The organism is Pseudomonas sp. AP19, assembly GCF_001728855.1.
GTDB lineage: Bacteria > Pseudomonadota > Gammaproteobacteria > Pseudomonadales > Pseudomonadaceae > Aquipseudomonas > Aquipseudomonas fluorescens.
The window spans coordinates 28,504-52,854 of record NZ_LXJP01000039.1 but is presented as its reverse complement, the minus strand read 5'-3'; the positions used below and the strand labels follow the sequence as shown (position 1 = coordinate 52,854).

Annotated in this window: 20 protein-coding genes; 4 read left to right on the top strand and 16 right to left on the bottom strand. The window is 59.8% G+C overall.

Annotated elements, in window-relative coordinates; all coding sequences use genetic code 11:
- Nucleotides 1-166: 166 nt before the first annotated feature.
- Nucleotides 167-985, top strand: a complete 819-nt coding sequence (gene dkgB, locus A7D21_RS23530) for a 2,5-didehydrogluconate reductase DkgB (RefSeq protein ID WP_069552811.1) — start codon at nt 167-169, stop codon at nt 983-985.
- Here the strand turns inward: dkgB and A7D21_RS23525 are convergent.
- From A7D21_RS23525 to A7D21_RS23465, 14 genes are all read right to left on the bottom strand, one after another.
- Nucleotides 982-1,404 carry a hypothetical protein gene (locus A7D21_RS23525; protein ID WP_053255483.1) on the bottom strand — a complete coding sequence of 141 codons (423 nt, stop codon included), beginning with the start codon at nt 1,402-1,404 and terminating at the stop codon, nt 982-984. The two genes, dkgB and A7D21_RS23525, sit on opposite strands and share 4 nt — an antisense overlap.
- A 134-nt stretch (nt 1,405-1,538) precedes the next feature.
- On the bottom strand, nt 1,539-5,165 hold the full coding sequence (locus A7D21_RS23520) for a transporter substrate-binding domain-containing protein (RefSeq protein WP_069552810.1): 3,627 nt from the start codon (nt 5,163-5,165) through the stop codon (nt 1,539-1,541).
- Nucleotides 5,166-5,171: 6 nt separating this feature from the next.
- Nucleotides 5,172-5,798 carry a response regulator transcription factor gene (locus A7D21_RS23515; protein ID WP_053255481.1) on the bottom strand — a complete coding sequence of 209 codons (627 nt, stop codon included), beginning with the start codon at nt 5,796-5,798 and terminating at the stop codon, nt 5,172-5,174.
- A gap of 304 nt (nt 5,799-6,102) precedes the next feature.
- On the bottom strand, nt 6,103-6,819 hold the full coding sequence (locus tag A7D21_RS23510) for an MgtC/SapB family protein (protein ID WP_069552809.1): 717 nt from the start codon (nt 6,817-6,819) through the stop codon (nt 6,103-6,105).
- 106 nt (nt 6,820-6,925) lie between these two features.
- A complete protein-coding gene (mgtA, locus tag A7D21_RS23505; RefSeq protein ID WP_069552808.1) occupies nt 6,926-9,631 on the bottom strand; it encodes a magnesium-translocating P-type ATPase in 2,706 nt (901 codons plus the stop codon).
- A gap of 435 nt (nt 9,632-10,066) precedes the next feature.
- Nucleotides 10,067-10,696 carry a LysE family translocator gene (locus A7D21_RS23500; RefSeq protein ID WP_069552807.1) on the bottom strand — a complete coding sequence of 210 codons (630 nt, stop codon included), beginning with the start codon at nt 10,694-10,696 and terminating at the stop codon, nt 10,067-10,069.
- Between the two features lie 78 nt (nt 10,697-10,774).
- Nucleotides 10,775-11,377 (bottom strand): formyltransferase family protein, encoded by a 603-nt coding sequence (locus A7D21_RS23495; RefSeq protein WP_053255477.1) that lies wholly within the window; start codon nt 11,375-11,377, stop codon nt 10,775-10,777.
- A 56-nt stretch (nt 11,378-11,433) separates the two neighbouring features.
- Complete coding sequence (locus tag A7D21_RS23490) at nt 11,434-12,753, bottom strand: aspartate aminotransferase family protein (RefSeq protein WP_069552806.1); 1,320 nt, start codon at nt 12,751-12,753, stop codon at nt 11,434-11,436.
- Nucleotides 12,754-12,779: 26 nt separating this feature from the next.
- Nucleotides 12,780-12,923, bottom strand: a complete 144-nt coding sequence (locus tag A7D21_RS35885; RefSeq protein ID WP_167422755.1) for a hypothetical protein — start codon at nt 12,921-12,923, stop codon at nt 12,780-12,782.
- Nucleotides 12,924-12,954: 31 nt separating this feature from the next.
- Nucleotides 12,955-14,796, bottom strand: a complete 1,842-nt coding sequence (locus A7D21_RS23485) for a carbamoyltransferase (protein ID WP_053255475.1) — start codon at nt 14,794-14,796, stop codon at nt 12,955-12,957.
- A gap of 89 nt (nt 14,797-14,885) precedes the next feature.
- Entirely contained in the window at nt 14,886-15,509 is a 624-nt protein-coding gene (locus tag A7D21_RS23480; RefSeq protein ID WP_053255474.1) for a LysE family translocator, read from the bottom strand.
- A 13-nt stretch (nt 15,510-15,522) separates the two neighbouring features.
- On the bottom strand, nt 15,523-16,566 hold the full coding sequence (locus tag A7D21_RS23475; RefSeq protein ID WP_069552805.1) for an inosamine-phosphate amidinotransferase 1: 1,044 nt from the start codon (nt 16,564-16,566) through the stop codon (nt 15,523-15,525).
- An 18-nt stretch (nt 16,567-16,584) separates the two neighbouring features.
- Entirely contained in the window at nt 16,585-18,786 is a 2,202-nt protein-coding gene (locus tag A7D21_RS23470) for an iron-containing redox enzyme family protein (protein WP_069552804.1), read from the bottom strand.
- Nucleotides 18,787-18,907: 121 nt separating this feature from the next.
- Nucleotides 18,908-19,921, bottom strand: a complete 1,014-nt coding sequence (locus tag A7D21_RS23465; protein ID WP_069552803.1) for an SGNH/GDSL hydrolase family protein — start codon at nt 19,919-19,921, stop codon at nt 18,908-18,910.
- A 289-nt stretch (nt 19,922-20,210) separates the two neighbouring features.
- Here A7D21_RS23465 and A7D21_RS23460 point away from each other — a divergent pair, with 289 nt between their 5' ends.
- The gene (locus tag A7D21_RS23460) at nt 20,211-21,668 is read left to right on the top strand and encodes a PLP-dependent aminotransferase family protein (protein ID WP_053255471.1); all 1,458 of its coding nucleotides are present in this window, start codon (nt 20,211-20,213) and stop codon (nt 21,666-21,668) included.
- 24 nt (nt 21,669-21,692) lie between these two features.
- Here the strand turns inward: A7D21_RS23460 and A7D21_RS23455 are convergent, their stop codons facing one another.
- Both A7D21_RS23455 and A7D21_RS23450 read right to left on the bottom strand, forming a co-directional pair.
- Entirely contained in the window at nt 21,693-22,292 is a 600-nt protein-coding gene (locus A7D21_RS23455) for a GNAT family N-acetyltransferase (protein ID WP_053255470.1), read from the bottom strand.
- Between the two features lie 12 nt (nt 22,293-22,304).
- Entirely contained in the window at nt 22,305-22,649 is a 345-nt protein-coding gene (locus A7D21_RS23450; protein ID WP_053255469.1) for an FKBP-type peptidyl-prolyl cis-trans isomerase, read from the bottom strand.
- A gap of 397 nt (nt 22,650-23,046) precedes the next feature.
- Here A7D21_RS23450 and A7D21_RS23445 point away from each other — a divergent pair, with 397 nt between their 5' ends.
- A complete protein-coding gene (locus A7D21_RS23445) occupies nt 23,047-23,292 on the top strand; it encodes a DUF6124 family protein (protein ID WP_053255468.1) in 246 nt (81 codons plus the stop codon).
- A 165-nt stretch (nt 23,293-23,457) separates the two neighbouring features.
- Entirely contained in the window at nt 23,458-24,345 is an 888-nt protein-coding gene (locus A7D21_RS23440; protein WP_053255467.1) for a nitrilase family protein, read from the top strand.
- Nucleotides 24,346-24,351: the final 6 nt, after the last annotated feature.

The following is a 24,351-nucleotide window of genomic DNA, read 5'->3' as shown; positions in this document are numbered from 1 at the left end:
GCACGACTCTACATCAGTCGCGGTAACCGAGCGACACCCGATCCAGCCTGCGCAGCAACGCCACTCGTGACTTCTGGTAAAGAGTCCTTTTCGGCTTCGGCGGTTTTTCCGAAGGAACGACGCGGGGATACTCGACGCCATTGTTCACCCCCTTGAGGAGTTACTGATGTCCATCCCGACCCACAACGTCCCCGCCTTCGGCCTCGGCACTTTCCGCCTGCAAGGCCAGGTGGTCATCGATTCCGTGCGCACCGGCCTGGAGCTGGGCTACCGCGCCATCGACACCGCGCAGATCTATGAGAACGAAGCCGATGTCGGCCACGCCATCGCCGCCAGTGGTGTGCCGCGTGATGAGTTGTTCATCACCAGCAAGATCTGGGTGTCCCATTTTGCCGATGGCCTGCTGATTCCCAGCCTGCGCGAAAGCCTGAGCAAACTGAAGATCGACTACCTGGACCTGACGCTGATCCACTGGCCATCACCGGAGGAGCAAATCCCCGTTGCCGAATTCATGGGCCAATTGCTTGAAGCCAAGCGCCTGGGCCTGACCCGCCAGATCGGCGTTTCCAACTTCACCATTGACCTGATGAAGCAGGCCATTGCTGCGATGGGCGCCGAGAACATCGCCACTAACCAGATCGAACTGCACCCCTATCTGCAAAACCAACAGGTCGTGGATTTCGCCACCGCCCAGGGCATTCAGATCACGTCGTACATGACCCTGGCCTACGGTGAGGTGCTGAAAGACCCGGTGCTCCAGCACATCGCCGAACGCCATCAGGCCACACCTGCGCAAGTGACGTTGGCCTGGGCCATGCAGTTGGGCTATGCGGTCATTCCGTCGTCGACCAAACGCGCCAACCTGGAGAGCAACCTCAAGGCCCTGCAATTGACCTTGAGCGCTGCCGACATGGCGCAGATTGCCGGCCTGGAACGTGGCCACCGCTTGACCAGCCCCAAGGGCATTGCGCCGCAGTGGGATTAACCCCCGGCGATCGGCTTGCAGGATAACTCCCGCAGCCACGGCAACACCCGCAGGCCTGTGGCGGCCGCGGGTGGGTCGATGATGTCCATGAAATGTTCAAGGTTGATGGTGTCAGGTACTCCGGGCAGCCGTACCAGCACAGGCGGCATTGCGCCAGCGGGTTTGCCGGGGTCGAGGTGGTCGTAGAGCAACACATGGCGTACCTGCGGCTGCGGCACGCTGGCCTGCGCGGCAAGCCCCGCACTGATGATCAGGACGTCAAACGGTTCGGCCGGGACCGCGGTGAGAATCTGGACTTCTTCGTAGGTTTGCACCGGCACAATCCGGTGATACCCCAACTGATTGAGCATTTTTTCGATGTACAGCCTTTGCAGGTGCTGTTCATCGGCAATCAGGATGGTCAGTGCTTTGTTCGGCATGGCAACCCCCTGGGCTGGCAGTACGCGTCATTGCGAGCGGCTCATTTTCCAGACATATCCAGAAGACAAAATCAGCCATGTTCCCCCTTCACGTAGGAGTTCTCCCAAATCTACCGAATGACCGTAAATCGCAGTCATGGCTGCTTGCCGTAGTCACTCAGTCGTTTATGCAAATCACCCATTGCCTGGTCTAACGCTTCAATTGCAGCCCCCAGTGCGCTGCGCGCCTGTCGTTCACAGAGGCTTTCCAGGGTTTCACAACAGGTGATCAACGCTTGGGCCTTGACCATTCGCGCCCCGCCCTTGACCCGATGAGCAAGGTCGTGCAGCCCGCGAAAACTGACCTCGCGTTGCAGCAACGGGAGCCTCACGCGGTCTGCTTCCAGGCTGTCGAGCAACGCATTCAAAAGCTCCTTGAGCGCTACTTGATCGTCCCCCGTGACCACCCTTAACGCAGCCAAATCAAATACCCCGTCAACGCCGGGTACGCCTGGGCTCAGCGCGAGCGAGGCCAATGCCGAGCGTAAGTCCTCAAGCCCGGCAGGTTTGAATAAGCAACCATCCATGCCCGCCTGCCGACAACGCTCGGTTTCTTCCGGCTGTGCATTGGCGGTAAACCCCAGTAGCAAACACGGCTTCAAACCTTGCTCACGCTCTTGCGCACGAATCTCACGCGCCAAGGCATAGCCATCCTTGAGGGGCATGTTGCAATCGGTAATCACCACATCGGGGTGCTGGGTTTGCCAGCGTTCAAGCCCTTGAACGCCCTCTTCGGCAGTGACGATGCGGTGCCCCAGAAAACTCAGTTGCCGGGCCAGCAGCAAGCGGTTGGCCGGGTAGTCATCCACTACCAGGATGTCCAATACACGGGTAGCCAGCACGGCTGGGGCCGGTGCTGAAACCTCAGGCGGCAATGCCGCTGCCCTGGCAAGCGTCAACGACACATCCACCCGCGTACCCTGCCCGAGCACACTGCTCAACTGCAGCTTCCCCGCCATCATTTCGCACAAATTACGGCTGATCACCAGGCCCAATCCCGACCCGCTACGCGCCGATTGTTCGGTATTGCTGCCCTGGATAAACGGGTTGAACAGCCGTTGCTGGTCCTCGGCACTGATGCCAATACCGGTGTCTTCTACCCATAACCTGAGGCTCAGTTGGTCTGCATCGGGCGCCACGACTGTATGCGCGCCCAACCGCACCTGGCCATCGGCGGTGAACTTGATGGCATTGCTCAGCAGGTTGGACACCACCTGTTTGAACCGCAACGGGTCGATCAACACCGGGCAATCAATCAGCGGGTCAAGCTCGACCTGCAGCGCCAGGCCCTTGGCGCGCGCCAGCCCTTCGAACACCCGTGCCACCGACGTCAACAGCTCATGCGGGTTGGCCGATTCCAGGGCAAGAGACAGGTGGCCAGACTCGATCCGCGCAATGTCCAGAATATCGCCAATCAACTCCAGCATGCCGTGGGACGCAACCGAGGCGACGGCCAGGGCATCACGGTCGGCACGCCCCTGTTCGGCGTTGGCAAGCGCCAGCTCGATCATGCCAATCACGGCGTTCATGGGCGTGCGGATTTCGTGGCTCATGGTCGCCAGGAACGTGGTCTTGGCACGGTTGGCGGCATCGGCCTCCTCCTTGGCCTCCTGCAATTGGCCCAGGAGCCGCTGGCGCTCGCTCACATCCACCCAACCGGCAATCATGCCCACCACGTTTTCGTCGCCATCACGGTACGGCAGCATCCAGTGATAAATGGTCAACACCTTGCCATTGGGCAACCTGAGTACCCGATCATGAATCTGCGGCTCGCCGCGCTCCATCAGCCGCAGGTAGTCCTCATGGAAAGACTGGGCCTGCGGCGGATTGCCGGTGTCGGTTTCTGTCACGGTCTTGCCGATCACCGCTTCGAGCCTGAAGCCAAAGACGTCCAGGAAAGCACTGTTGCAGGCCATCAGCCGCCCTTGGCGGTCACGCACGTAAATCGGGTGAGGCGTACCGTCGATCAGCACGCCCATAAAGCGCATCTGGTCGCTCAATGCCCGCTCGGCCTGGGCCCGTTTGCGTATCAGGCTGCGCAGGTAAATCGCCCATCCAAGGGTTACCAGCAGCAATACCGCCGCCACGCCAAACCCTTGGATAATCGCACTGCGATGGCGCAGCCAGTGGTCTTCGATGATCACATCGGACCGCCATGGGTTGCTCAACTCATCCATTTCCTGAGGGCTGATGCTCAGCAACGCCTTGTCCAATATCGAGTACAACTCCAACTCGCCACGGTTGACCCCAAACGTCATGCGTAAAGGATCAGAGCCGACCGTGCTGGTCACGCGCAAGCGGTCACGGTACTGAAAGGCAATGAGGTAACGCGCATAGATCAATGAATTGACCGCGCCATCGGCACTGCCGTTGGCCACCAGGGCCATCGCCTCCGTGGGGTTCCCGGCCTCCACAAAGTGGATACCGGGGTAGTCACGATTGATCACCTCACGCAGCGCGTTGCCGCTGGTCAACGCGAGACGTTTTCCGATCATGTCCTCCAGGGTCACCGTGCCGGGATAGTCGCTACGGGTGACCAATACCAGTGGGTTGGTCAGGTAGGGCCGTGTAAAGCGCACCTGATCAGAGCCTTCGATGCTCGACGCCACCACCGCCATCATGTCCGCCCTGCCCTTACTGACCGCGTCAATTTGCTGGGGCATCGAACCGCCGGAGACCACGTCGAACTTCAAACCGGTGCGCAGGCTGATCCGGGATAAAACGTCGGCACTCAAGCCCTCCAATTGCCCCTGTGCGGTGAAGGATGCCAACGGCAGCATCTGGTCGGATGCGACTACGCGGACCCGCGGGTGTTTCTCCAGCCAGCGCTGTTCGCTCCGGCTCAAGTGCAGCCGTTCCGCGCCCAGAAAACCAAGGTTGCCGGCACTCCAACGGCGCAATATGTCCATCTGTTGGTTAGCCGGGATCGCCCTCAGCGCCGTATTGATGATACGCAGCAAGCGAGTGTTGTCGCGGGCCACGGCGAACGCGAAAGCGTTGGATTCCAGGGTGGAAAAATCCGCCATTTGCACATTGTTGAGGTGGTTACGGTTGATCTGGTAATTGGCGGTGATGGCGTCCCCGAGATAAACATCGGCACGGCCAAATGCCACGGCGCCGATGGCCTCGAAGATAGAGGGAAACAGTTCCACATGGGCCTTGGGATAATAAGCTTCGACGACATCGGGCGGCATGTAGTGATAGAGCATCGCCACGCGTTTGCCTGCCAGGTCGACACTCAGGGATTGGGTGTCTCCGGTACGGGTAACCAGGATCGGTTGATCATTGGCGTAGGAACGCGACAGGACCAACTGTGAGTCACCTGCTTCAAATCCGTTGGCCGAGCCAAGGAAATCAATGGCGCCCTGCTTGAGTGCCTCGATCACTTCATCGCGCGTATCGTAGCGCCGGACCTCAACGGTAATATTCAGCAGCTGTGCGAGTAACTTCGCATAGTCAGCCGTGACGCCTTCAAGCTCGTCGTTGTTATTGGTCAGTTCGAACGGCCCGTAATCGGGCGCGGAAACCCCCATCAACAGTGTTCGCCGCTCGCGCAACCAGTGCCAGTCGGCTTCCCCCAACACCACGGACGGGCCAGTACCGTCAACGTTGGAGTGCCCCAACAAGCGCAGGGTATGCGGCTCATCAAGGCCAACGGCCGTCAGCGGAAGCAGGCTCATCAATAGCAAGGTGATGAACCCTCGAACCTGGGCACGGGTCATTTCAAATCAAATCAGATGATTGCGCTGGGCAAACTTGGCCATGTGCACCACGGACGACATGCGCAGCTTCTCCTTGAGCCTCGTCTTGTACGTACTGATGGTCTTGTGGCTCAGCAGCATTTGATTGGCAATTTCGTTATTGCCCAGCCCCAGCGCCAGCATCTGCAACACCGCCAGCTCGCGATCCGACAGCAACTGCACCAGCTCCAGTTCCGTAGCCTGCAAATCATCACGGCGTACCGAACTGCTCGGCAAACTGGGAAAGCAACTGTAGTTGGACATCACGGCCTTGATCGCTTTTTGCAGCTCGTCGAGTTCCCCGGTCTTGGCGACAAACCCCATCGCGCCAGCACGCATGCAACGCGAGGAAAAGAACTCCGGCAGGTACGACGTCAGCACCAGGATCTTGCACGGCAAGCCCAGCGCCTTGACTCGACTGATCACCTCCAGCCCACCCAGCTTCGGGATGGCCAGGTCAAGAATGATCAAGGCCGGGCGCCCCTCCCTGGCCTTCTGCACGGCATCGGCACCATTACCTGCCTCATCAATCTCGCTGAAGCCTTCCAGCGTCAGCAGATGGCGGACGGTTTTGCGGATAAACGGGTGATCGTCAACGATTAACGCTTTGCTCATAACACTCCCCTGAGAGGTAAGTAGACTTACACACCACACGGGACACAGGTACCTGTGAGAAATGACAGTGCCGACCAGCGGCGCGGTCCCCACTCAAGGACGATAGCCAGGCTATGCCTGGTCCCTTTCGATTGAAAACAGGCCGAACACGTACAGCCAAACCGCTGCCGCCGGCTAGGTACAAGGGCGCAACCTTAGCAACGAAACGACGTTTCAATCGAAGGGATAGTCCCAACCATATGTAGGAGTTTTCCTCGCAAAAGCCTTCACCACCCAACGCTTTTTCAGCCTTTTTACGCCTAGGCTAATCGGTGGTACTCGGGCTCCAGAAAGCCTGCACGACCAGGGTCGACGTGGAGATGCGCGCCACCAGCGCATCCAGTTCGTCGCCATCGACTGACGTGGCGGCAAGGGTGGCCTCGATTTCCACTTCTTCGCTGCCGAATGGGCGTACGTCGACGTCGCTGGCCGGGTAGTTGCAGCGCGCCAACTCGGCTTCCAGCAATACCATCACCGCCTGTTGCTGGCTGCGCCGTGCGATGACATACAGGATGTTGGTGACCTCGGCCGACACCACGTCCAATGGCTGACGGTTAATGTTATTGACGATTGGCCGCAGCAAGGTATTGGCCGCCAGTACAAACAGCGTGCCGAGCAGTGCTTCGAGGATCAGGTCGGCCCCCGCACACGCCCCCACCGCCGCCGAGGCCCAGAGCGTGGCGGCGGTGTTGAGCCCGCGCACATTGCCTTCCTCACGCATGATCACGCCGGCCCCCAGAAAGCCGATGCCCGAGACCACATACGCGACGACCCGCACCGCGCCTTCCGCACCGCCCAGGCGGTTGGCCATGTCGACGAAAATCGCTGCGCCCACCGCTACCAGCACGTTGGTGCGCAAGCCCGCCGTGCGCTGGCGGTACTGACGCTCAAAACCGATCAAGCCACCGAGGATAAACGCCGCGGTGAGGCTGACCAAGGTGTCGACCAGGGTGCTGAGGTTGATGTTGTTGATGGCTTGCATAAAAACTCTCCTTGAATGCAGCAGCAAGCTGATTGCGCCGTTGGCCGCTGTGGGCGCTGGTTTGCCGACGCCCACAGCGGCCAACGGTGTGACGCAGTAAGGCTGTTTACTGCCAGCCGAACCTGCGGATATAGAAGCCCTTGACCGCTTGGGTCAGCGCCATGTACGCCAGCAAAATCACCGGCAGGAATACGAAGTACAACGACGGCAACGCCTGCAATTTGAAGTAGTGCGCCAGCGGCCCCATCGGCAGGAAAATCCCCACGGCCATGATCACCCCGGTCATCACCAGCAACGGCATCGCCGCGCGGCTTTGCAGGAACGGGATTTTCGGCGTGCGGATCATGTGCACAATCAGCGTCTGGGTCAGCAGCCCCACCACGAACCAACCGGACTGGAACAGGGTCTGGTGGTCGGGCGTGTTGGCATCAAACACATACCACATGAGTGCAAACGTGGTGATGTCAAAGATCGAACTGATCGGACCGAAAAACAGCATGAACCGCCCCACTTCGCCCGGCTGCCAGCGCTGCGGCTTGGCGAGCATTTCGTCATCGACGTTATCGAACGGAATCGCGATCTGCGAAATGTCATACAGCAGGTTTTGCACCAGCAGGTGCATCGGCAGCATCGGCAGGAACGGAATAAACGCACTGGCCACCAGCACCGAGAACACATTGCCGAAATTGGAACTGGCGGTCATCTTGATGTACTTGAGCATATTGGCGAAGGTGCGGCGGCCTTCGAGCACGCCCTCCTCCAGGATCATCAGGCTCTTTTCCAACAGGATGATGTCAGCCGCTTCCTTGGCGATGTCCACGGCGCTGTCCACCGAAATACCGATATCCGCCGTGCGCAACGCCGGCGCGTCGTTGATACCGTCGCCCATAAACCCCACCACGTGCCCGTTGGCCTTGAGCAGGCGCACGATGCGCTCTTTGTGGCTCGGTGTCAGCTTGGCGAATACGTTGGTGGTTTCCACGGCCTTGGCCAGCTCGGCATCGCTCATGTCTTCAATAGCGTTACCCATCAGCAAGCCCTGCTGTTCCAGGCCCACTTCGCGGCAGATTTTGGCCGTCACCAGCTCGTTGTCACCGGTCAGCACTTTGACCGCCACACCATGGGCTTTCAGGGCCTTGAGTGCCGGCGCGGTGCTCTCCTTGGGTGGGTCGAGAAACGCGACGTAGCCGATCAATGTCAGGTCTTTTTCATCCGCCAGGCTGTAGGTGTCGCGCCCCGCCGCCATCGGCTGTGCTGCCACTGCCACAACGCGCAGGCCTTCTTCGTTGAAGGCCGCCGTCACCTGGCGAATGCGCGCCAGCAACTCATCGGTCAGCGCTTCGTTGGTCTCGCCATGGCGCACGGTGTTGCACACCGACAGAATCTCTTCCACCGCACCCTTGCAGATCAACAGGTGCGGCTGGTCCTGCTCGGCCACCACCACCGACATGCGACGCCGGTTGAAGTCAAACGGAATCTCATCGACCTTCTGGAACGCCGTGCCGACTTGCAAGTCGCGGTGCACCTCGACGTGCTCGAGCACCGCCACATCCAGCAGGTTTTTCAGGCCGGTCTGGTAGTAGCTGTTGAGGTAGGCCATTTCCAGCACGTCATCAGACTCTTCGCCCCACACGTCCACATGGCGCGCCAGGAAAATCTTGTCCTGCGTCAGGGTGCCGGTCTTGTCGGTGCACAGCACGTCCATAGCGCCGAAGTTCTGGATCGCGTCCAGGCGCTTGACGATGACCTTCTTGCGCGACAGAAACACCGCGCCCTTGGCCAGCGTGGAGGTGACGATCATCGGCAGCATTTCAGGGGTCAGGCCCACGGCAATCGACAGCGCGAACAACAACGCCTCGGTCCAGTCGCCCTTGGTAAAGCCGTTGATGAACAGCACCAGCGGTGCCATCACGAACATGAAACGGATCAGCAACCAGCTGACTTTGTTGACGCCATGCTGGAACGAGGTGGTCGCACGGTCAGTGGCAGTCACGCGTTGCGCCAGCGCGCCGAAATAGGTGCTGTTGCCGGTGGCCAGCACAATCGCCGTCGCCGCACCGGACACCACGTTGGTGCCCATGAACAGGATATTTTCCAGGTCCAGCGGGTTACGCGCCTGGCTGTCGTGCTGGTGGACGAACTTCTCCACCGGCATCGATTCGCCGGTCATCGCCGCCTGGCTGACAAACAGGTCCTTGGCGCTGAGCACGCGGCAGTCGGCGGGAATCATGTCACCGGCCGACAGCACGATCAGATCACCCGGCACCAATTGTTTGATCGGCAGCTCAATGCGCTTGGCCCTGTCGCGGCGCAACACCGTCGCGGTATTGCTGACCATGGCTTTCAAGGCGTCGGCGGCCTTGTTCGACTTGGCCTCCTGCCAGAAGCGCAACAGGGTCGACAGCACCACCATGGAGAAAATCACCGTGGCCGCCTTGATGTCGTCGGTCAGCAAGGAGATCAGCGCGAGCAAGGTCAGCAGCAGGTTGAACGGGTTCTTGTAGCAGTGCCACAAGTGCACCTGCCACGGCAGCGGCTGCTCATGCTCGACCTCGTTGAGGCCGTACTGCACGCGCAAGGCGTCGGAGTCCTGAGTGCTCAACCCCTCGGTGTGGCTGCCCAATTTGCCGAGCAATTGCACAGCACTGCTATTGGCCGCGACCACCAGGGTTTGCGCCAGGGTCGGCGGTACTTCGCGGCTGACGTTGGCGTCGGTCACGGTCTCGAGCATCGCCAGGCGGCGAAAATGCCGGGCAATGTGCCGGTTCCGCAGGAAACCGGCGAAGAACTCTTTGAGCAGTGTGAGGTTCATGGTGTAACTCCTGCGCGAGGAAACCTTCGTGCAGGTACGACCGACTGCACTGCGCCCTTTTCAAAGGCACAGTCAGCCTGGCCCGCCGGCCATAAAAGGCAGGCGCGTCCGTAACCTCCTGATTGATATCAGGGGCTGGTCAGCGTCGATGAGAGGGGGTCGGGCAGGTGCCAGGACTGGCCGCTGCCGCAATGCCGCTTCTCGCTTGGTTGGCGAGACAACGGCATCGGAAGAATGCGCGTTACCTTGCCAAGTATGTGCCGGTTACCGAAACCGGCCGACGACTGTCACTCGAACAAGTACCCACTTAGGGTCTCCGCTATTGATGAAAACGCGCGGAGTTTACGCCCCGACTCCGGAGGAGTAAACCGTAGGAAAGTTTACCAACAGGGAATAGGAGGATTCTTCAGGGTGGGTTCAGGAAAGCATTCGGCGTCACAGCAGTGACGTGAGAAAACCGATCGCAACGAATGAATAGAAGGCGCCGCAAATCAGGCCGAACGATTTGCGCGTCCGGGTGAAAAACGGTTCCGCCGAGTGGGAGGAAAAGGCCAGTGCGTAGGCACAGAAAATCAGAAACCCCAACAGCGCACAGCCCGCCACCAGCACAAAACTGGTCCAGGCCGGCGCATTCGCGCTGAGCCCCACAGTGGTCACGGTGAACCAGGTCAAGGCCGCTTTGGGGTTGGTCAAGTGAATGCCCAGCCCCTGCAAATAGAAGCCGAGGTTTCGGGTCTGTTTTTCCCGCACCCGTGCCACCATCGTCGCGTTGTGGGCCAGTGCGCTACGGATCGACTTCCACGCGAGGAAGAACAGGTAGCACGCCCCCAGCACCTTCAGCCACAGCAGGATCTGGGTATTGGACATCAACAACGCCGAGACACCGGCAGCCGTCATCGCCCCCCAGCACAGCGACCCGGAAATCACCCCGGCCGCCAAGGCCAGGCCTGGCGTGCGTCCATAATTGAGGGAGGTATTGGCGATCGCCAGATTGCCAGGCCCAGGGCTGGCGGTGCCGATCACGTAGACGCCCAGTGCCGCCACGAAACTCGAAAACTCGAACATAGATGCTCTCTTACCCGTCGCGCCAACGCGCAGTGAACACTTCAAGCCACGAGCGGCTTGAAGTGACTTGCCCAAAAACTACTTGAAACAACGATGATCCGGCTCTTGGGCACGAATCTTCTCCATCCAGGGCTTGAGTTCCGATTGTTTGTACAACCGCTCCCCCCAGTTCTCCGGCGAAACCGGCAACGGCCGCCCTACCAGGATGTAGTCGGTCAGCAGATGAATAAACTGCTGCAAGCAATACGCGCCGACATGCAGGCGCAGGGACGATGCTGTCTCGGCCGGCGCCACATTGAAGCGCGCGACGTTGATGATCTGGCCACTGTCGACCGATGGCGCAAGGTGGTGGCACGTCGAGCCGTAGGTTTCATCGTTGTAGTAAATCGCGTAATGCTGACTGCCCAGCCCGCGATACTTGGGCGGCGCTGGGTGCAGGTTGATCGCGCCCTTGCGCGCATTTTTATAAATGCTCTGCGGGAAGATGAAGTCGCCACGGTAGGAGATGATCCAGTCGCCTTCCCAATTATCCAGGTGATAGGGGTAAGGATCGCCCGGGTCCCAACAAAACACCTCAAGGTTGGAGAATACGGTCTTGGCGAATTCCACCCCATGATCGCACCAGTCCATGGTGCACACCGACAGCAGGACTTTGTCCTTGCACGGCTCGATTGTCTGCATCTTCACTGCTCCATCTCTACGTAATTTGGGTGAATGCGCGATACATCACCTGACGGCTAATGAGCCACGGCCCGCACCACCGCACTGAACCGTTCAACCATTTGCGCCAGCTCGTCTTCACGGGTGATAAATGGCGGTGCAAACAGCACATGATTGCCTTGTACGCCCTGCACGGTGCCACTGCCGGGGTAGATCAGCAGGCCGCGCGCCAAGGCCTCTTGCTTGAGGGCTGCGGCATACGCGCCACCGCCTTTGAACGGCGCCTTGGTGGCGCGGTCTTGCACAAATTCAACACCGACAAACAGCCCTCGTCCGCGCACATCGCCGACGGTATCCAGGTCACTCAGGCTTTCCTTGAGCCAGCTGCGCAGTTGCTCGCCGCGCTGGCGCACCTGGGCCAACAGTTCGTCTTCAACGATGACCTGCTGCACCTCCAGGGCGATGGCACAGGCCAGCGGATGGTTGACATGGGTTTGGCCGTTGCCCAATACGCCCGAGCCCTGAGCCATCACCGAATGCACCTGCTCACTGATCAGCAGCGCTGAAATCGGCATGTAGCCGGCGGCGAGGCCTTTGCCCACGGCAACCATGTCCGGCACGATGCCGTCGTCGGCATACGCGAACAGCTGCCCGGTACGGCCCATCCCAGCCATCACCTCGTCGAGAATCAACAGCACATCGTGGCGCTCGCAGACCGCCTTGATTTTGCGCAGGTAACCCGGCACCGGCGGAACAGCGCCGCTGGTCGAGCCCACCACCGTTTCAACGAAAAACGCCGCGACATTTTCGCTGCCCAAGGCGCGGATTTTCTGGTCCAGCTCTTCGGCCAGACGGGTCGCATACTGCTCTTCACTTTCGTCGTGCCGCTGATCGCGGTAGGCGTAGCACGGCGACACGAATTCGGCCGCCGGGAACAACTGGCCAAACACCGATTGACGCTGCGGGTTACCGGAAATGCTCAGGGTGCCCAGGGTGCTGCCGTGGTAGCTCTGGCGCCGGGAAATAAACACCGACTTATTCGGCAGCCCGCGTTCGCATTGGTACTGGTAGGCGATTTTCATCGCCAACTCCATCACCTCCGAGCCTCCCGACAAAAACTGCGCCCGCGCCAGGCCGCCGCTGCCCGCCACCAGGTACTCCGCCAACGCTTCAGCGGGCGCCGTGGTGAAGCTGCCGGCATGGGCCCAGGCGAGTTTTTTCGCCTCCCGCTCGAACGCTGCAACGATGCGCGGGTGGGCATGGCCCAGGCTCGACACCGCGACACCGCCACAGGTGTCGAGGTAGCGTTTACCCGTCGCGTCCTCCAACCAGCACCCGGCGCCACCCACCGCAAGAATCGGTGAGGTATTGAGGTTTTTGTAAATCACCTTTGACATGGACACAGATCCTTAGGCCGATGGCGTTACGGTTGTTTGACGGCGTGATCCCAAGCGGACGGCGCCTGGTGGAAGCGACGGCCAAACCGTGAGGAATGCAGCACCGAACGCGTCAACCCGACGGGCAGAAGGACCACCATGAACACGATAAACGCGAGAAATCTCAGCATGGAAAAAGCTCCGAAAAGTTAGAGGTCACGATCAGTCCAGCGGGATTTCGTTGCGCCAGTCGACGCTGTCAACAAAGGCAGGCTGGCCCGGCCGCTCCAGTACGTAATGGCCGAGTACCAGAACGTCCATTTCCGTGCGCATAAAGCAGGCATACGCCTCCTCTGGCTTGCACACGATGGGCTCGCCACGCACGTTGAACGAGGTATTGACCAGTACCGAACAGCCTGTGCGTTGCTTGAAACTGCGCAACAAGTAGGTGAACGGGGCGTTGTTTTCCTCGGTCACCGTTTGCACCCGCGCCGACAGGTCGACATGGGTCACTGCCGGCAATTGCGAGCGAACATTGTTGATGCTGCCCAAGCCACGCTCCGGGCCGCCCTCTTGCAACGATTGCGGGGTTTTGATGGCGTCCGACACCGGTGCGACCATCAGCATGTAGGGGCTTTTTTCGCAGATATCGAAATAGCTCCCGGCGTCCTCGGCCAGTACTGCCGGGGCAAACGGGCGGAACGACTCGCGGTACTTGATCTTCAGGTTCATCGTGCGTTGCATCTGCGGGTTGCGTGCATCGCCGAGAATCGAGCGCGCGCCCAGGGCACGGGGGCCGAACTCCATACGGCCCTGGAACCAGCCCACCACCGCGCCATCGGCCAGTCGGCTGGCGACCTGGTCATACAGCCCGTTGTCGTCGTAGCGAATGAAGGGGTATTGGTTTTCCAGCAGGAAGGCCGCGATTTCTTCATCGTCGAAGCCCGGCCCCAACAGGCTGCCGCTCATGGCGTCCGACTTGCTGCTTGCCAGGTGCGGGCGACCGCAACGCTTGACCGCATAATCCATCGCGGCCCCCAAGGCGCAACCGGCATCCCCGGCTGCCGGCTGGATCCAGATCGAGTCAAACCGCCCGGAGCGACTGAGCACGCCATTGGCCACGCAGTTCAATGCGACCCCACCGGCCAGGCACAGATTGCGCTGGCCGGTCTGCTTGACGGCGGCCGTCGCCAACCCCAGGACCACCTCTTCGGTGACTTTTTGAATCGACGCCGCGAGGTCACATTCACGCTGCGATATCGGGCTTTCGGGTTGGCGGATCGGCCCGTCGAACAGCGCTTCGAAGGCCTCCCCTACCATGCGTTCACCGCGCAGGTACTCGAAGTACTTCATGTTCAACGTGAACGAACCGTCGGGGCGGATATTGATCAGCTCATCGCGAATCTTGTCGGCATAGATGGGTTGGCCATAAGGCGCCAACCCCATCAATTTGTACTCCCCGGAATCGACCTTGAAACCGCAGTAATAAGTCATCGCCGAATACAGCAGGCCGAGGGAATGCGGGTAGGAAATCGAGTTTTTCAGCTCAAGGCTGGAGCCCTGGCCTTGCCAGATCGTGGTCGAATGCCATTCGCCAATGCCGTCGATACACAGCACCGCGGCGTTCTCGAACGGTGAGGGATAGAACGCAGCCGCCGCATGCGAGCGGTGATGCCGCGACGCCTGGGTGCGCGGCGCCTTGCCCCGCCCCAGCGCCTCAAGCTGCTCATCGACGAACTTGAGCACGTTCCACTTCCAACGAATCCATTCCGGCATTGCATTGATAAATGTGCGGGCGCCGCCGATGCCGCCACTGGCGAAAGAGGACATCACCCGGGAGAATTTCTCCTGAGGGTCTTCGTAATAGACCACAGCCTCCAGCTCATCCAGGGTAATCCCCTCGGCATCCAGGCAGTACGCAATCGCCTGGGCCGGGAATGCCGGGTCGTGACGAACACGGGTGAAGCGCTCTTCCTGAGCGGCAGCCACGGGCACGCCGTCCTTGACCAGGGCGGCAGCACTGTCGTGGTAGAAGGCAGATATTCCTAAAACATACATAGCCATTTAAGTGTGCATCCTCATCACATCCTGCCAATCCGTGGAGTTGCCTGTGCCCGTCGAGCGGTGAGCGGCACAGCAACTTTCTATGCGTTTTAAAACCATCCTTGAGCGAATGGCAGACTTTTTATGACCGGTATCAACGACACCACCAGCACCAGGCTCATGGCGATATTGAAGACCTTCAAATGCCGCGGCCGCGTTAGAAAGCGCCGCAGGTACTGCCCAAAAAACACCCACACCATCGAGCACGGTGTGCCGAACAAAAAGAACAACAGCGCAATCAGAAACACCTGCAGGGTGTAACCGCCCAGGGGCGACGTGTAAGCCAACACCGCGCCCACCGCCATGACCCAGGCTTTCGGGTTGACCCACTGAAACAATGCCGCACCCGTGAACCCCAAGGGCTGGCGGGACGGGTCACCGAGGTCGGTGGTGGGCGAGCGCGCGATCTGATACGCGAGAAACAGCAGGTACACCGCCCCGATCACTTGCAACCCGTCATGCAGGCCTGGGTACTGCCGAAAAATCGCGCCGGCGCCCAGGCCGACCGCCACCACCATCAACGGAAAACCGATGTTGATCCCGGCCACATGGCGCAGGGTGCGGCCCATGCCGAAGTTGGCGCCCGAGGACATCAACATCACGTTGTTCGGCCCCGGCGTGACACAGGTGGCGATCACGAACAATGCCACCGCGTAGTAATCCAGAGCCTGCATCACTGCCCCCTTATCAACGGTAGTCTTCCAACGTGCCGCGTCGACGGATATCAACGGACACACAATGGAAGCCGCCGCTCAAACTGCGCGCATGCCGCATCTTCAGCGGCGCCACATCGATGCCATGGCGTTCCAGCGCACGAATCAACGGGACTTGCTGGTCGTTGATCACCGCCAACGCCGGGTTGACCATGATGAAGTTCATGCCCTGCCAGATGGATGCACGTGGGTAGGACCAGCAGTAACCGGTGTCGACCATGTCGGGCGCCCAGATAATGTCCCAGTGCTTGAACACCTCCGGCACCTGGTCCTTGCCGATACGCTCAGGGTTCAATACCACCAACCCGGGCCGTACCAGGGTGATCGTGGTGTCCAGGTGCGTACCGTCGTAGAACCCACTGAGGGCGTGCACGCGGTATTGATCACCGAGCACGCGCTTGAGCCATTCGTAGCCCAGCCGATTGCCACTGCGCGACTCCAGATAAAGAATGTCGCGCCCCATACGCAGCACGTTGGCCGCATCGAAAATAGGCTCCTCATTGGCAATGATCGACCCTTCACGCGGGTTCACCCGGTAAGTGTTGTCCCCCAGTTGCGGCTTGGGGGCCGAGATCCAGTTGGCGCCGCTGGCGAAATACGCTTGCAGGTGTTCACGGTAAGCGAAGGGTTCGAAGTAGCGGCTGCGCAAGGCCATCGGCGCTTCAATGATGGTCTTGCCGATCGGCAGCAAGACGTCCCGTGGGCAGTAGTTGTATTCACCGTCGGTCTTCCAGTCGGACGTCCCGAAGACCTCGGCGTGGTAGGACTTCCTGGGGCGGCGTACGGTAACGCCATGCCCGACCAGAAAGGCTGCGAACGCGTCGAGGTCTTCTTCGGCCTCTGCAACGACCTGCTCGGGATAGGGGCCCGACGGAATCTCATGCATGGCGTCGTGATGTTCACTGTAATCAAGCGCGAACAGGCCCTTGTCCGGCCGAGGCACGCGCGCGCCATGGGCGATACCCACGATCATTTCCTCGAGGGGGTCCCATTCGTTATGCACTTCTACCAAAGACATAGTTGCTCCTCGTGGGGGTTACTGATCGGTCGCGTGCGCCAACACTTCGCGAGTGATCGGCAGATGATGGAGATAGCCGTTTGAAGCCGTTGCCCGCTGCGTACGCGGTAACACCCGCCCTACCGATGACAGGCCCAGTCGACTCAATATCGAATCCCACTTGCCCGGCATCGGCGCGAGTGATTCATAGCCCACGCGCACGCGCTGCCATTGCTCGGCAACGGCTTGCGCCGTGGGCAATGCACGCATGTACGCGTCAATCGCATCAGCAGCCCAGGCCGAGTGCCCAGTGGAAACGTTGTCGATGGTGTTATGCAGGTCGACGAACGCGGTGCTGAAACCGTAGTGGCGCAGAAAACGTCGCGCAGAACGATAAGTACCGCCCACGCCGGATAACTCCATCGCCAGGTTCATGCCGAGAATTTCCGGCATAAAGGTCACCGGCAGCTTGCCCAGGCACAGCCAATACACCGGCAAGCGGAACGACGCCTCGTCCAGGCGCGGGTCCTCGGCAAATTCACGGCTGCCGGTTGGCGCCAGCTCGAAATCCATCTCGCGCAAGCCGTCGCGGTAGATCTTCGGATGATTGAGCGCAGCGACACCGTTGCCCAGCTCATCCCAATACGTCTGAAACAAGCTGTAGCCGACATGGGAAGACGCCAACCCGACATCGGTAAACCCTTGCAGCCAGGCACCGTCGATCAGCGTCAAGGGCGCCAGCTGCAGGGTTGAATCAACGATTTCTTCACGGCTCGGCATTTGCGCCGGGTCGCTGTTATCGAATTGCTGGCCGTGCTGGTCATGCTTGTCGAGCAACCAGGCGCGCAGCACATGGGTGCCCCAGTGTTCGGGCAGTTGGCGCCCGGAGGTGTTCAGTGAGCGCTGCGAACGCGCCAGCCAACGGGACACGTAGGCGTGAGCAAATTGCAGGGTGGAGGCCTCCAGCGCCCGCCCCTGCAAAACGAAATAGGCTTCGCGCAAACTCTGGGGCCAATGGCCGAGACTGGCCTCGGCGCCCACGGTTTGGCGGGCCTCAATGGCCACGTTATCGACCGGTTGGCGAGGCAGCTGCTGACTGCCGGCGAGCTGGGGTAAGGCGTCGATCCATTGGCGAATCACGCTCAAATCCGCGTCACTGAAGATGCGGAACATGCGCCCCGTCGGCGCTACGAGGCTGGTCACCAAGAGGCTTTTTTTCGCGTTACCGGGGACGATCAAGCGGCTGCGAGACAGCACATCCAGCAAGGGCGCCGGGTCGGTCTGTGCCTCCTCAAGCCAGAGCGCCAGGCTACGGCCTTCGATCAGGTAGTTCTGGTGATACACCGCGCCAACCCTGGCCAAGCGTTGCACCAGCTGCATCATGGCCTGCTGCGGGCACGTGGCGGTCAACGAAGCGTTGTACAGCCGGGCATTCCAGCGCTGCAACGCACCGAATACCCAACTGGCGCCACGCATCAAGCGGGCCTGGCGGGCGTCACTTTGCAAAGCCACCTGGCGCGCGACCCACTGGCTGATCTGGCGCAGCGAAGCCGGCTCCATGCCAGGGAATGACTCGCTCAGGTCCAGGCGCCGTACTTCCAGCGCCATACCGTCAAGGTGCCCCATCGCCGCCCAGCCCGGACATAACCCCACCGCCCGCAATGCCCAGTCGATACCGCACAGCTCATCACCAAATTCATCACTGCGCCGGCTCAGCGCCAACAGCAATGCAGGCAACTCAAATGCGTCGTCACTGAGGTCCGGCAACGTCGACAGTTGCGCAGGTGCCAGGGCATAAGCCGTCAGTTGCAACTGGCCCAGCAGCGCCTTGAAATGGTGGGCCCGTGACGCATTCGGGTAACCGACGCCCACGTCATGGGCGAACAATTGCATGATTCGTAGCTGCGCCGGGTCTTCGAAAACCCCGGGCGCACTCATGCCTTGAAGCCAGCAGCCGAGCACCGAGGCCATCGGTGCCGAATAAGTGGCCAGCGCCTGCGCAAAGCCAAGGGTGTTGTTGCGTTCAGCGGCCAGCGCCGCAGCGCTGGCGTATGCCGTTGCCTGAGACACTTGCCACTGATCGATCCGAGGCGACAGCAGCGCCAGCGGCGTTGGCTCGCCGCTGCCCACCAGACGGTTGAGGTACGCAGCCTCCAGAAAACATTCAGGGTCGAGCGCCAGGCGATACAACTCGCGCCAGCTACCCTCTTCCATCATGCGCGTTGAAACCGAGCCATCCATAGCCGATACCTTGTCCAATCAAACGTCAGAACATTGGATAAATAGAGGAGTCGGGTTTTTTCTTCTTTTTTCCAAACAGGCGCTGAAAAAACTTTTTGATCGATTTCATGAGCAAGTCCTTTTACCGAGTGACATCAAGAATAAGTTTCGAAACCAGGTCGTTGCCGAAGTCGGTGAAGTGAATACGGTCGACAAACTGCCAATCGTCCGGGCCCAGGGCCTCAGCCAGCAAAGGCGTGATATCGACAAAACCGACGCCCATGCCCTGTGCCCCGGCCCGCAAACGCTGGGCGTAGGCTTCACGCACTGAGGTCTGCAGGATGTCGCCGTACACGTCGGTGAAGTTTCCTGCCTGGTCGAGCTCGGCGAACAATTGCTGTTCTTCCGGGCTACCGGTTTCCCGTACCCAACCGGCCAGCGGTTGCAGGATGAACGTCAACTTCGCCCCCATGTCGGCAGCCAGGGCACGCCAGATATCCAGGTGCTGCAAGGTCAGGTTGGCGGCGTAGTCAATCTGCTCCTCCATCGACTGCGGCGCCGGGGGCTCGGGCTCAGGTTCCTGCGCCTTGCCAAACAGATTCGACAGGCTCCACGACGTGGACGCCGGCTCCGCAGGGGCCAATGCCTCGAAAAACTGATGGCAATTGAAGAACGCCCCATACTCGCCGCGATAATGTTCGGGCTGCCGAGCCAGGCCGAGGTTGTTGAAACCGGAAAACAGCACGATCTCGTCCACCTTCGGCAAACGGTGCTTATTAAGGGTGAACAGGGTCAATTCTTGAGTGGAGTTGAAACTGCGACCGCCAAAGTTGAGCCAGTGCTGGCCACGGGGGTCGTTTTGGGTGAGGCGCGACGCCAATGTCTGGCTGTCAGCACTGGCGCCAATACCGAATACCGTCGAGCTGCCCGCCAGCAACCTGACCGGGCCACTGCTTTGGCCACCGTCGGCCACCGAATACCGCGTGGTCAACGACTCCGAGTAGCGAAACCCCGCCGAATCGGTATTGACCACGAAGGAGCGATGGTCAGTCGGGTGGAAGTACATCAAATAAGGTAACCAACGAACCTCGCCACCATCGGTGAACTTCTGTTCATATTCGGCCATTTGCGGTGTGAGCGTCATCCTTGCCGTCATTGCGCGTGGTCCTCTCGTTATTCGCTGGGCAGATTCAGGTATCTGTATGGGTCATGCCGGGCATGTCTTGAAATTTGACTGTGCCAGGTGCTGCCTTGCCATTTCGCGACTACCCTAACCATGGTCCTGCACCGTTACGGGGCTCATCATCCCAAGACCACGATGTGTATTGCAGATACAGAAAACCCCAATCTTTTAAATACAGATTGGCCTTTTTGTAAGAAAATTCTTCAAAAAAACCCCTCTCTGTACCTTCTTAAGTGACAGATGAGCGGCTACAGTCAGAACCATGACTCTCTATCTGAACCTCGCCGAATTTATCAGCAGCCGCATCGAGCAGGGCCTTTATGGCCCCGGCGAGCGCCTGCCCTCTGTGCGCACACTCAGCCATGAGCACGGCGTCAGCCTGACGACCGTGCAACAGGCCTACCGTGTATTGGAATGTTCGGGGCTTGCGATACCACGCCCCAAGTCGGGCTACTTCGTGCCGGCCAACCGACGCATCGCGCCCTTGCCACAAATGGGCCGGCCGATCCTGCGCCCGGTGGATATTTCCCAATGGGATATGGTCCAGGAGCTGATGCGCTTCGATGAGAACGCCGATATTGTTCAATTGGGATGTGGCATGCCGGACATCACCGCGCCCACGCTCAAGCCACTGCTGACGGCAATGGCACGCATCAGCCGGCGCAGCGATAACGCCAGCCTGCAGTACAACCGGATTCAGGGTGTATTGGCGTTGCGCGAGCAGATCGCAAGGCTGTCGATTGATTCGGGCTGCCGCCTGAACCCGGCCGATATCGTCGTCACCAGCGGTTGCCAGGAAGCCCTCTCCACCGCCATCCGCGCGATTTGCTCACCCGGCGACATTGTCGCCATTGCCTCGCCGAGCTATCACGGGATGATGCAGATCCTCAAGGCGGCCGACCTCAAGGCCCTGGAGATTCCCACCGACCCCGTCACGGGCATCAACCTGGAAGCCCTGGAAATGGCCATGGAGCAATGGCCGATCAAGGTTATCCAGTTGACCGCCAACTGTAATAACCCGTTGGGCTACATCATGCCTGACGAGCGCAAACTCAAACTGATACGCATGGCCCAGCGCTTCGACGTCCCGATCATAGAAGACGATATCTACGGTGACCTGTCGCACCGCTATCCACGGCCGCGCTCACTGAAGTCCTTTGACGAGGACAATCGGGTGCTGCTGTGCAGTTCATTTTCCAAGACAGTCGCGCCTGGCTTGCGCGTTGGCTGGATCGCACCCGGGCGCTATCTGCCACAGGTGCTGCACATGAAATACATTGGCTCCGGCGCGACGGCCACCCAGCCGCAGTTGGCGGTTGCCGAATTCATCGCCAAGGGCAATTACCTCCTGCACCTGCGTCGAATGCGCAAACAATACAAGCGCAATGGCGACCTGATGAGCGAGTGGGTCAACCGCTATTTCCCGGCGGGCACCCGCGTCAGCCAACCGCAGGGGGGCTTTACGCTGTGGGTCGAACTGCCCGATGAGTTCGACATCTACACCCTCAACCAGCTGCTCGAAGCCCAGGACATCCAAGTGGCGAACGGCAATATGTTCTCGGCAGCAGGAAAATACCGAAACTGCATCCGCCTGAACTTCGCCAATGCACCGACGCGCAAAGTCGAGATGGCGGTACTCAAGGTCGGGCAAACCATCAGCCAACTGAAGCAACTGGAGGCCAACGGTGGCCAGGCCCGGCAGGATGGCCCAACCGTTTGAGGTGGCACGCTTGCCTTGCGGCGGTTACGGCGAGTCGGGGCGATCCCGACCGACTCGCTCCAGGTACTCATCCACCCGCCCGCCGGTCAGCGCCTTGACCTGAATCGACACGCAATTGACCTGCCGCCCCATCCGAATGCCTTCACGGCGTCGTACCTGCACATACCCAAGCCGCGGCCAAAAGCGCTCGGCCTTGTGATTGCCGATGACCACGGTCAGCCGCAACCACTGGGCGCCTTTGCCGATAGCCCACGCCTCAAGATCCGCATGCAGCTGCCGCGCAAGCCCGGTGCCATGCAAGCGCGTATGCACCAGCAGCAGCCCGATATGCCACACACCGGCCGCCAACAGGTCGGCGGCAATGTTCACGACCGCAACCAATTGATCATCCGCATCGCGGTAACCCAACCAGTACATCCGGCTGCAGCGCCAGCCTGCGGGCAGTTGGCCCTGCAACTCTTCGTGCGCCTCAGTCGGCAAAGCGGGCTCGCCGTTGACTGCGATGAAATAATCCGGCGCCAGCTCAAAAAACCGCTGCAACTCAGCCGCATCACTGACCTGCAGTTCAACCACTCGAACACCCGTGACGGCGCAACCCGGCAACGGCGGTGAATCAACGTCCATGTTCAACTCCGTTCAGTCATCCCGCGTCAGCACTTCCAATAACTCAATCTCAAAGCGCAAATGGCTATTGGGTTTGATATGCGCGCCCATCGAGCGTTCACCGTAGGCCAGGTGCGCAGGCACATACAACCTGCGCACGCCGCCGACCTGCATACCCATCAAGCCTTGATCCCAGCCCTTTATGACGCGCCCGGTGCCGATCACGCATTGGAACGGTTTGCCACGCTCCCAGGACGAATCGAACACCGTGCCGTCTTCCAAAGTGCCGGTGTATTGGGTGGTAATCAGCGCACCTTTGACCACGGCTTTGCCGTCGCCCACGCGGATATCAGTGATCTGGAGTTCGTCGTGACTCATGGGAGGCTCGTTGAAGGTGTAAAGGCTGGGGTTTTCCCAGAAACGGGTGGGCTTGGCAAGTGTAGGAACAGTCTGATCAACGACATTTCCCTTTAACTTGCAGGACGTTTCCGAGAGAATCCCAGCCGCTTGCGCCGCTCAAATTGCATGGCTAGTCTGCGTCGGTCACTGCCAATTCAGTGATTCGGGGTTTGGTAGACCACGAGTGATTAGGCGCAAAGCGCCCCCTTCTGCAAGGCGCTTTTTTTCGGCCCTGCGTTATGGTGGCCGTGCGCAGGGCACCTTCGGGTGCACCGGGTCCTAATCACCGGTCTACCAATCTGCGCACGGTCACCACCCTAAACGTCGTTTGGTAGCGATGGTGGTGACTTTCCAACTTTGATTAGGAGTTGAAATCATGGACAAACTTGTCCCCGCACCACCCGCATCAGAACCGCACTTCTTCACCACCACCCAAGCGCTCAGCTTCGAAGACGCCCTGGCCCACGCCAGCAGTGTGCTGCGCTGTGCAGCCGTTGCGGCACAGACGGCGAGTGAGCAACTGGACGGTGATTCACGCACATTGGTGATCTCGGTATTGCACCTGGTGGACATGGCCAGCGTGATGGTCGACCGGTCACTGGAGTGCATGCAGCCGCACTAAGCAAGTCGCGGCAAGAAGTCGGGTTTCTTGCCGCGAATAAACTCAGCCGATTTGCAAGCCCCTCTGACAACTCGAAGTGAAAGCGCCTGATTTATCCCCACCGATCAAATCGACTCTTATGAAAGGCCAACCACCAAGGTTGCATTCCCTAAGAGGTCATCCGCAATGCACCAAGCCACCAGCCCTGTTCATGTTTGCGTCATACAATTCGATCCTCAGGTGGGTACCGACCACCGCAGCGCGAACCTGCGCCATAGCCTGGAGCTGGCGACGGAAGCCGCGAACGGCGGCGCCACGTTGATCGTGCTGCCGGAGCTTTCAAACTGCGGTTATTACTTTGCCAATCGCCAGGATGCCTTCGATCACGCCGAACCCATTCCCAAAGGCAGAAGCGTGCAGGCATGGGTGGAGTTTGCCTGCCGCCATCAGGTGTATCTGGCCGCGGGCTTGAACGAAATCGACGGCATGCAGTTATTCAACACAGCTGTTCTGATAGGCCCGAACGGCTTTATCGGCAAGTACCGCAAGGCTCATCTCTGGAATTTGGAAAAGCTATGGTTCACCCCTGGAGATACGGGCTTTCCAGTCTTCGATACGCCCATCGGCCGAATTGGCCTGTTGATTTGCTGGGACATCTGGTTTCCCGAAGTACCGCGCATTCTCAGCCAGCAAGGGGCCGATATTATTTGCAGCCTGAACAACTGGGTATGGACGCCGCCCCCAGTGTTCGATGAATCCGGCACGTGTATGGCGTCCTATCTGACAATGACGGCCGCTCACGTCAATAACGTGTTTATCGCCGCCGCCAACCGAATCGGTGAAGAACGCGATGCACGTTACTTGGGGTGTTCGTTGATTGCCGGGACCCATGGCTGGCCTATCGGCAAAATCGCGTCAGCCAACCGACAGGAACTCGTGTTCGCCGATATCGACCTCAGCCATGCGCGCAGCGCGCCGATCTGGAATAGCCTCAACGACTTGCAAAGGGATCGGCGCATTGATCTCTACGATCAGACACTCGGTTACACCCGACACCGTGCATTACCGCGATAAGTGGCC

What these genes read in the sequence shown, in the direction of transcription:
- dkgB (WP_069552811.1), top strand. Translation starts at nt 167, where the DNA reads ATGTCCATCCCGACCCACAACGTCCCCGCCTTCGGCCTCGGCACTTTC.
- A7D21_RS23525 (WP_053255483.1), bottom strand. Translation starts at nt 1,404, where the DNA reads ATGCCGAACAAAGCACTGACCATCCTGATTGCCGATGAACAGCACCTG.
- A7D21_RS23520 (WP_069552810.1), bottom strand. Translation starts at nt 5,165, where the DNA reads ATGACCCGTGCCCAGGTTCGAGGGTTCATCACCTTGCTATTGATGAGC.
- A7D21_RS23515 (WP_053255481.1), bottom strand. Translation starts at nt 5,798, where the DNA reads ATGAGCAAAGCGTTAATCGTTGACGATCACCCGTTTATCCGCAAAACC.
- A7D21_RS23510 (WP_069552809.1), bottom strand. Translation starts at nt 6,819, where the DNA reads ATGCAAGCCATCAACAACATCAACCTCAGCACCCTGGTCGACACCTTG.
- mgtA (WP_069552808.1), bottom strand. Translation starts at nt 9,631, where the DNA reads ATGAACCTCACACTGCTCAAAGAGTTCTTCGCCGGTTTCCTGCGGAAC.
- A7D21_RS23500 (WP_069552807.1), bottom strand. Translation starts at nt 10,696, where the DNA reads ATGTTCGAGTTTTCGAGTTTCGTGGCGGCACTGGGCGTCTACGTGATC.
- A7D21_RS23495 (WP_053255477.1), bottom strand. Translation starts at nt 11,377, where the DNA reads ATGCAGACAATCGAGCCGTGCAAGGACAAAGTCCTGCTGTCGGTGTGC.
- A7D21_RS23490 (WP_069552806.1), bottom strand. Translation starts at nt 12,753, where the DNA reads ATGTCAAAGGTGATTTACAAAAACCTCAATACCTCACCGATTCTTGCG.
- A7D21_RS35885 (WP_167422755.1), bottom strand. Translation starts at nt 12,923, where the DNA reads ATGCTGAGATTTCTCGCGTTTATCGTGTTCATGGTGGTCCTTCTGCCC.
- A7D21_RS23485 (WP_053255475.1), bottom strand. Translation starts at nt 14,796, where the DNA reads ATGGCTATGTATGTTTTAGGAATATCTGCCTTCTACCACGACAGTGCT.
- A7D21_RS23480 (WP_053255474.1), bottom strand. Translation starts at nt 15,509, where the DNA reads ATGCAGGCTCTGGATTACTACGCGGTGGCATTGTTCGTGATCGCCACC.
- A7D21_RS23475 (WP_069552805.1), bottom strand. Translation starts at nt 16,566, where the DNA reads ATGTCTTTGGTAGAAGTGCATAACGAATGGGACCCCCTCGAGGAAATG.
- A7D21_RS23470 (WP_069552804.1), bottom strand. Translation starts at nt 18,786, where the DNA reads ATGGATGGCTCGGTTTCAACGCGCATGATGGAAGAGGGTAGCTGGCGC.
- A7D21_RS23465 (WP_069552803.1), bottom strand. Translation starts at nt 19,921, where the DNA reads ATGACGGCAAGGATGACGCTCACACCGCAAATGGCCGAATATGAACAG.
- A7D21_RS23460 (WP_053255471.1), top strand. Translation starts at nt 20,211, where the DNA reads ATGACTCTCTATCTGAACCTCGCCGAATTTATCAGCAGCCGCATCGAG.
- A7D21_RS23455 (WP_053255470.1), bottom strand. Translation starts at nt 22,292, where the DNA reads ATGGACGTTGATTCACCGCCGTTGCCGGGTTGCGCCGTCACGGGTGTT.
- A7D21_RS23450 (WP_053255469.1), bottom strand. Translation starts at nt 22,649, where the DNA reads ATGAGTCACGACGAACTCCAGATCACTGATATCCGCGTGGGCGACGGC.
- A7D21_RS23445 (WP_053255468.1), top strand. Translation starts at nt 23,047, where the DNA reads ATGGACAAACTTGTCCCCGCACCACCCGCATCAGAACCGCACTTCTTC.
- A7D21_RS23440 (WP_053255467.1), top strand. Translation starts at nt 23,458, where the DNA reads ATGCACCAAGCCACCAGCCCTGTTCATGTTTGCGTCATACAATTCGAT.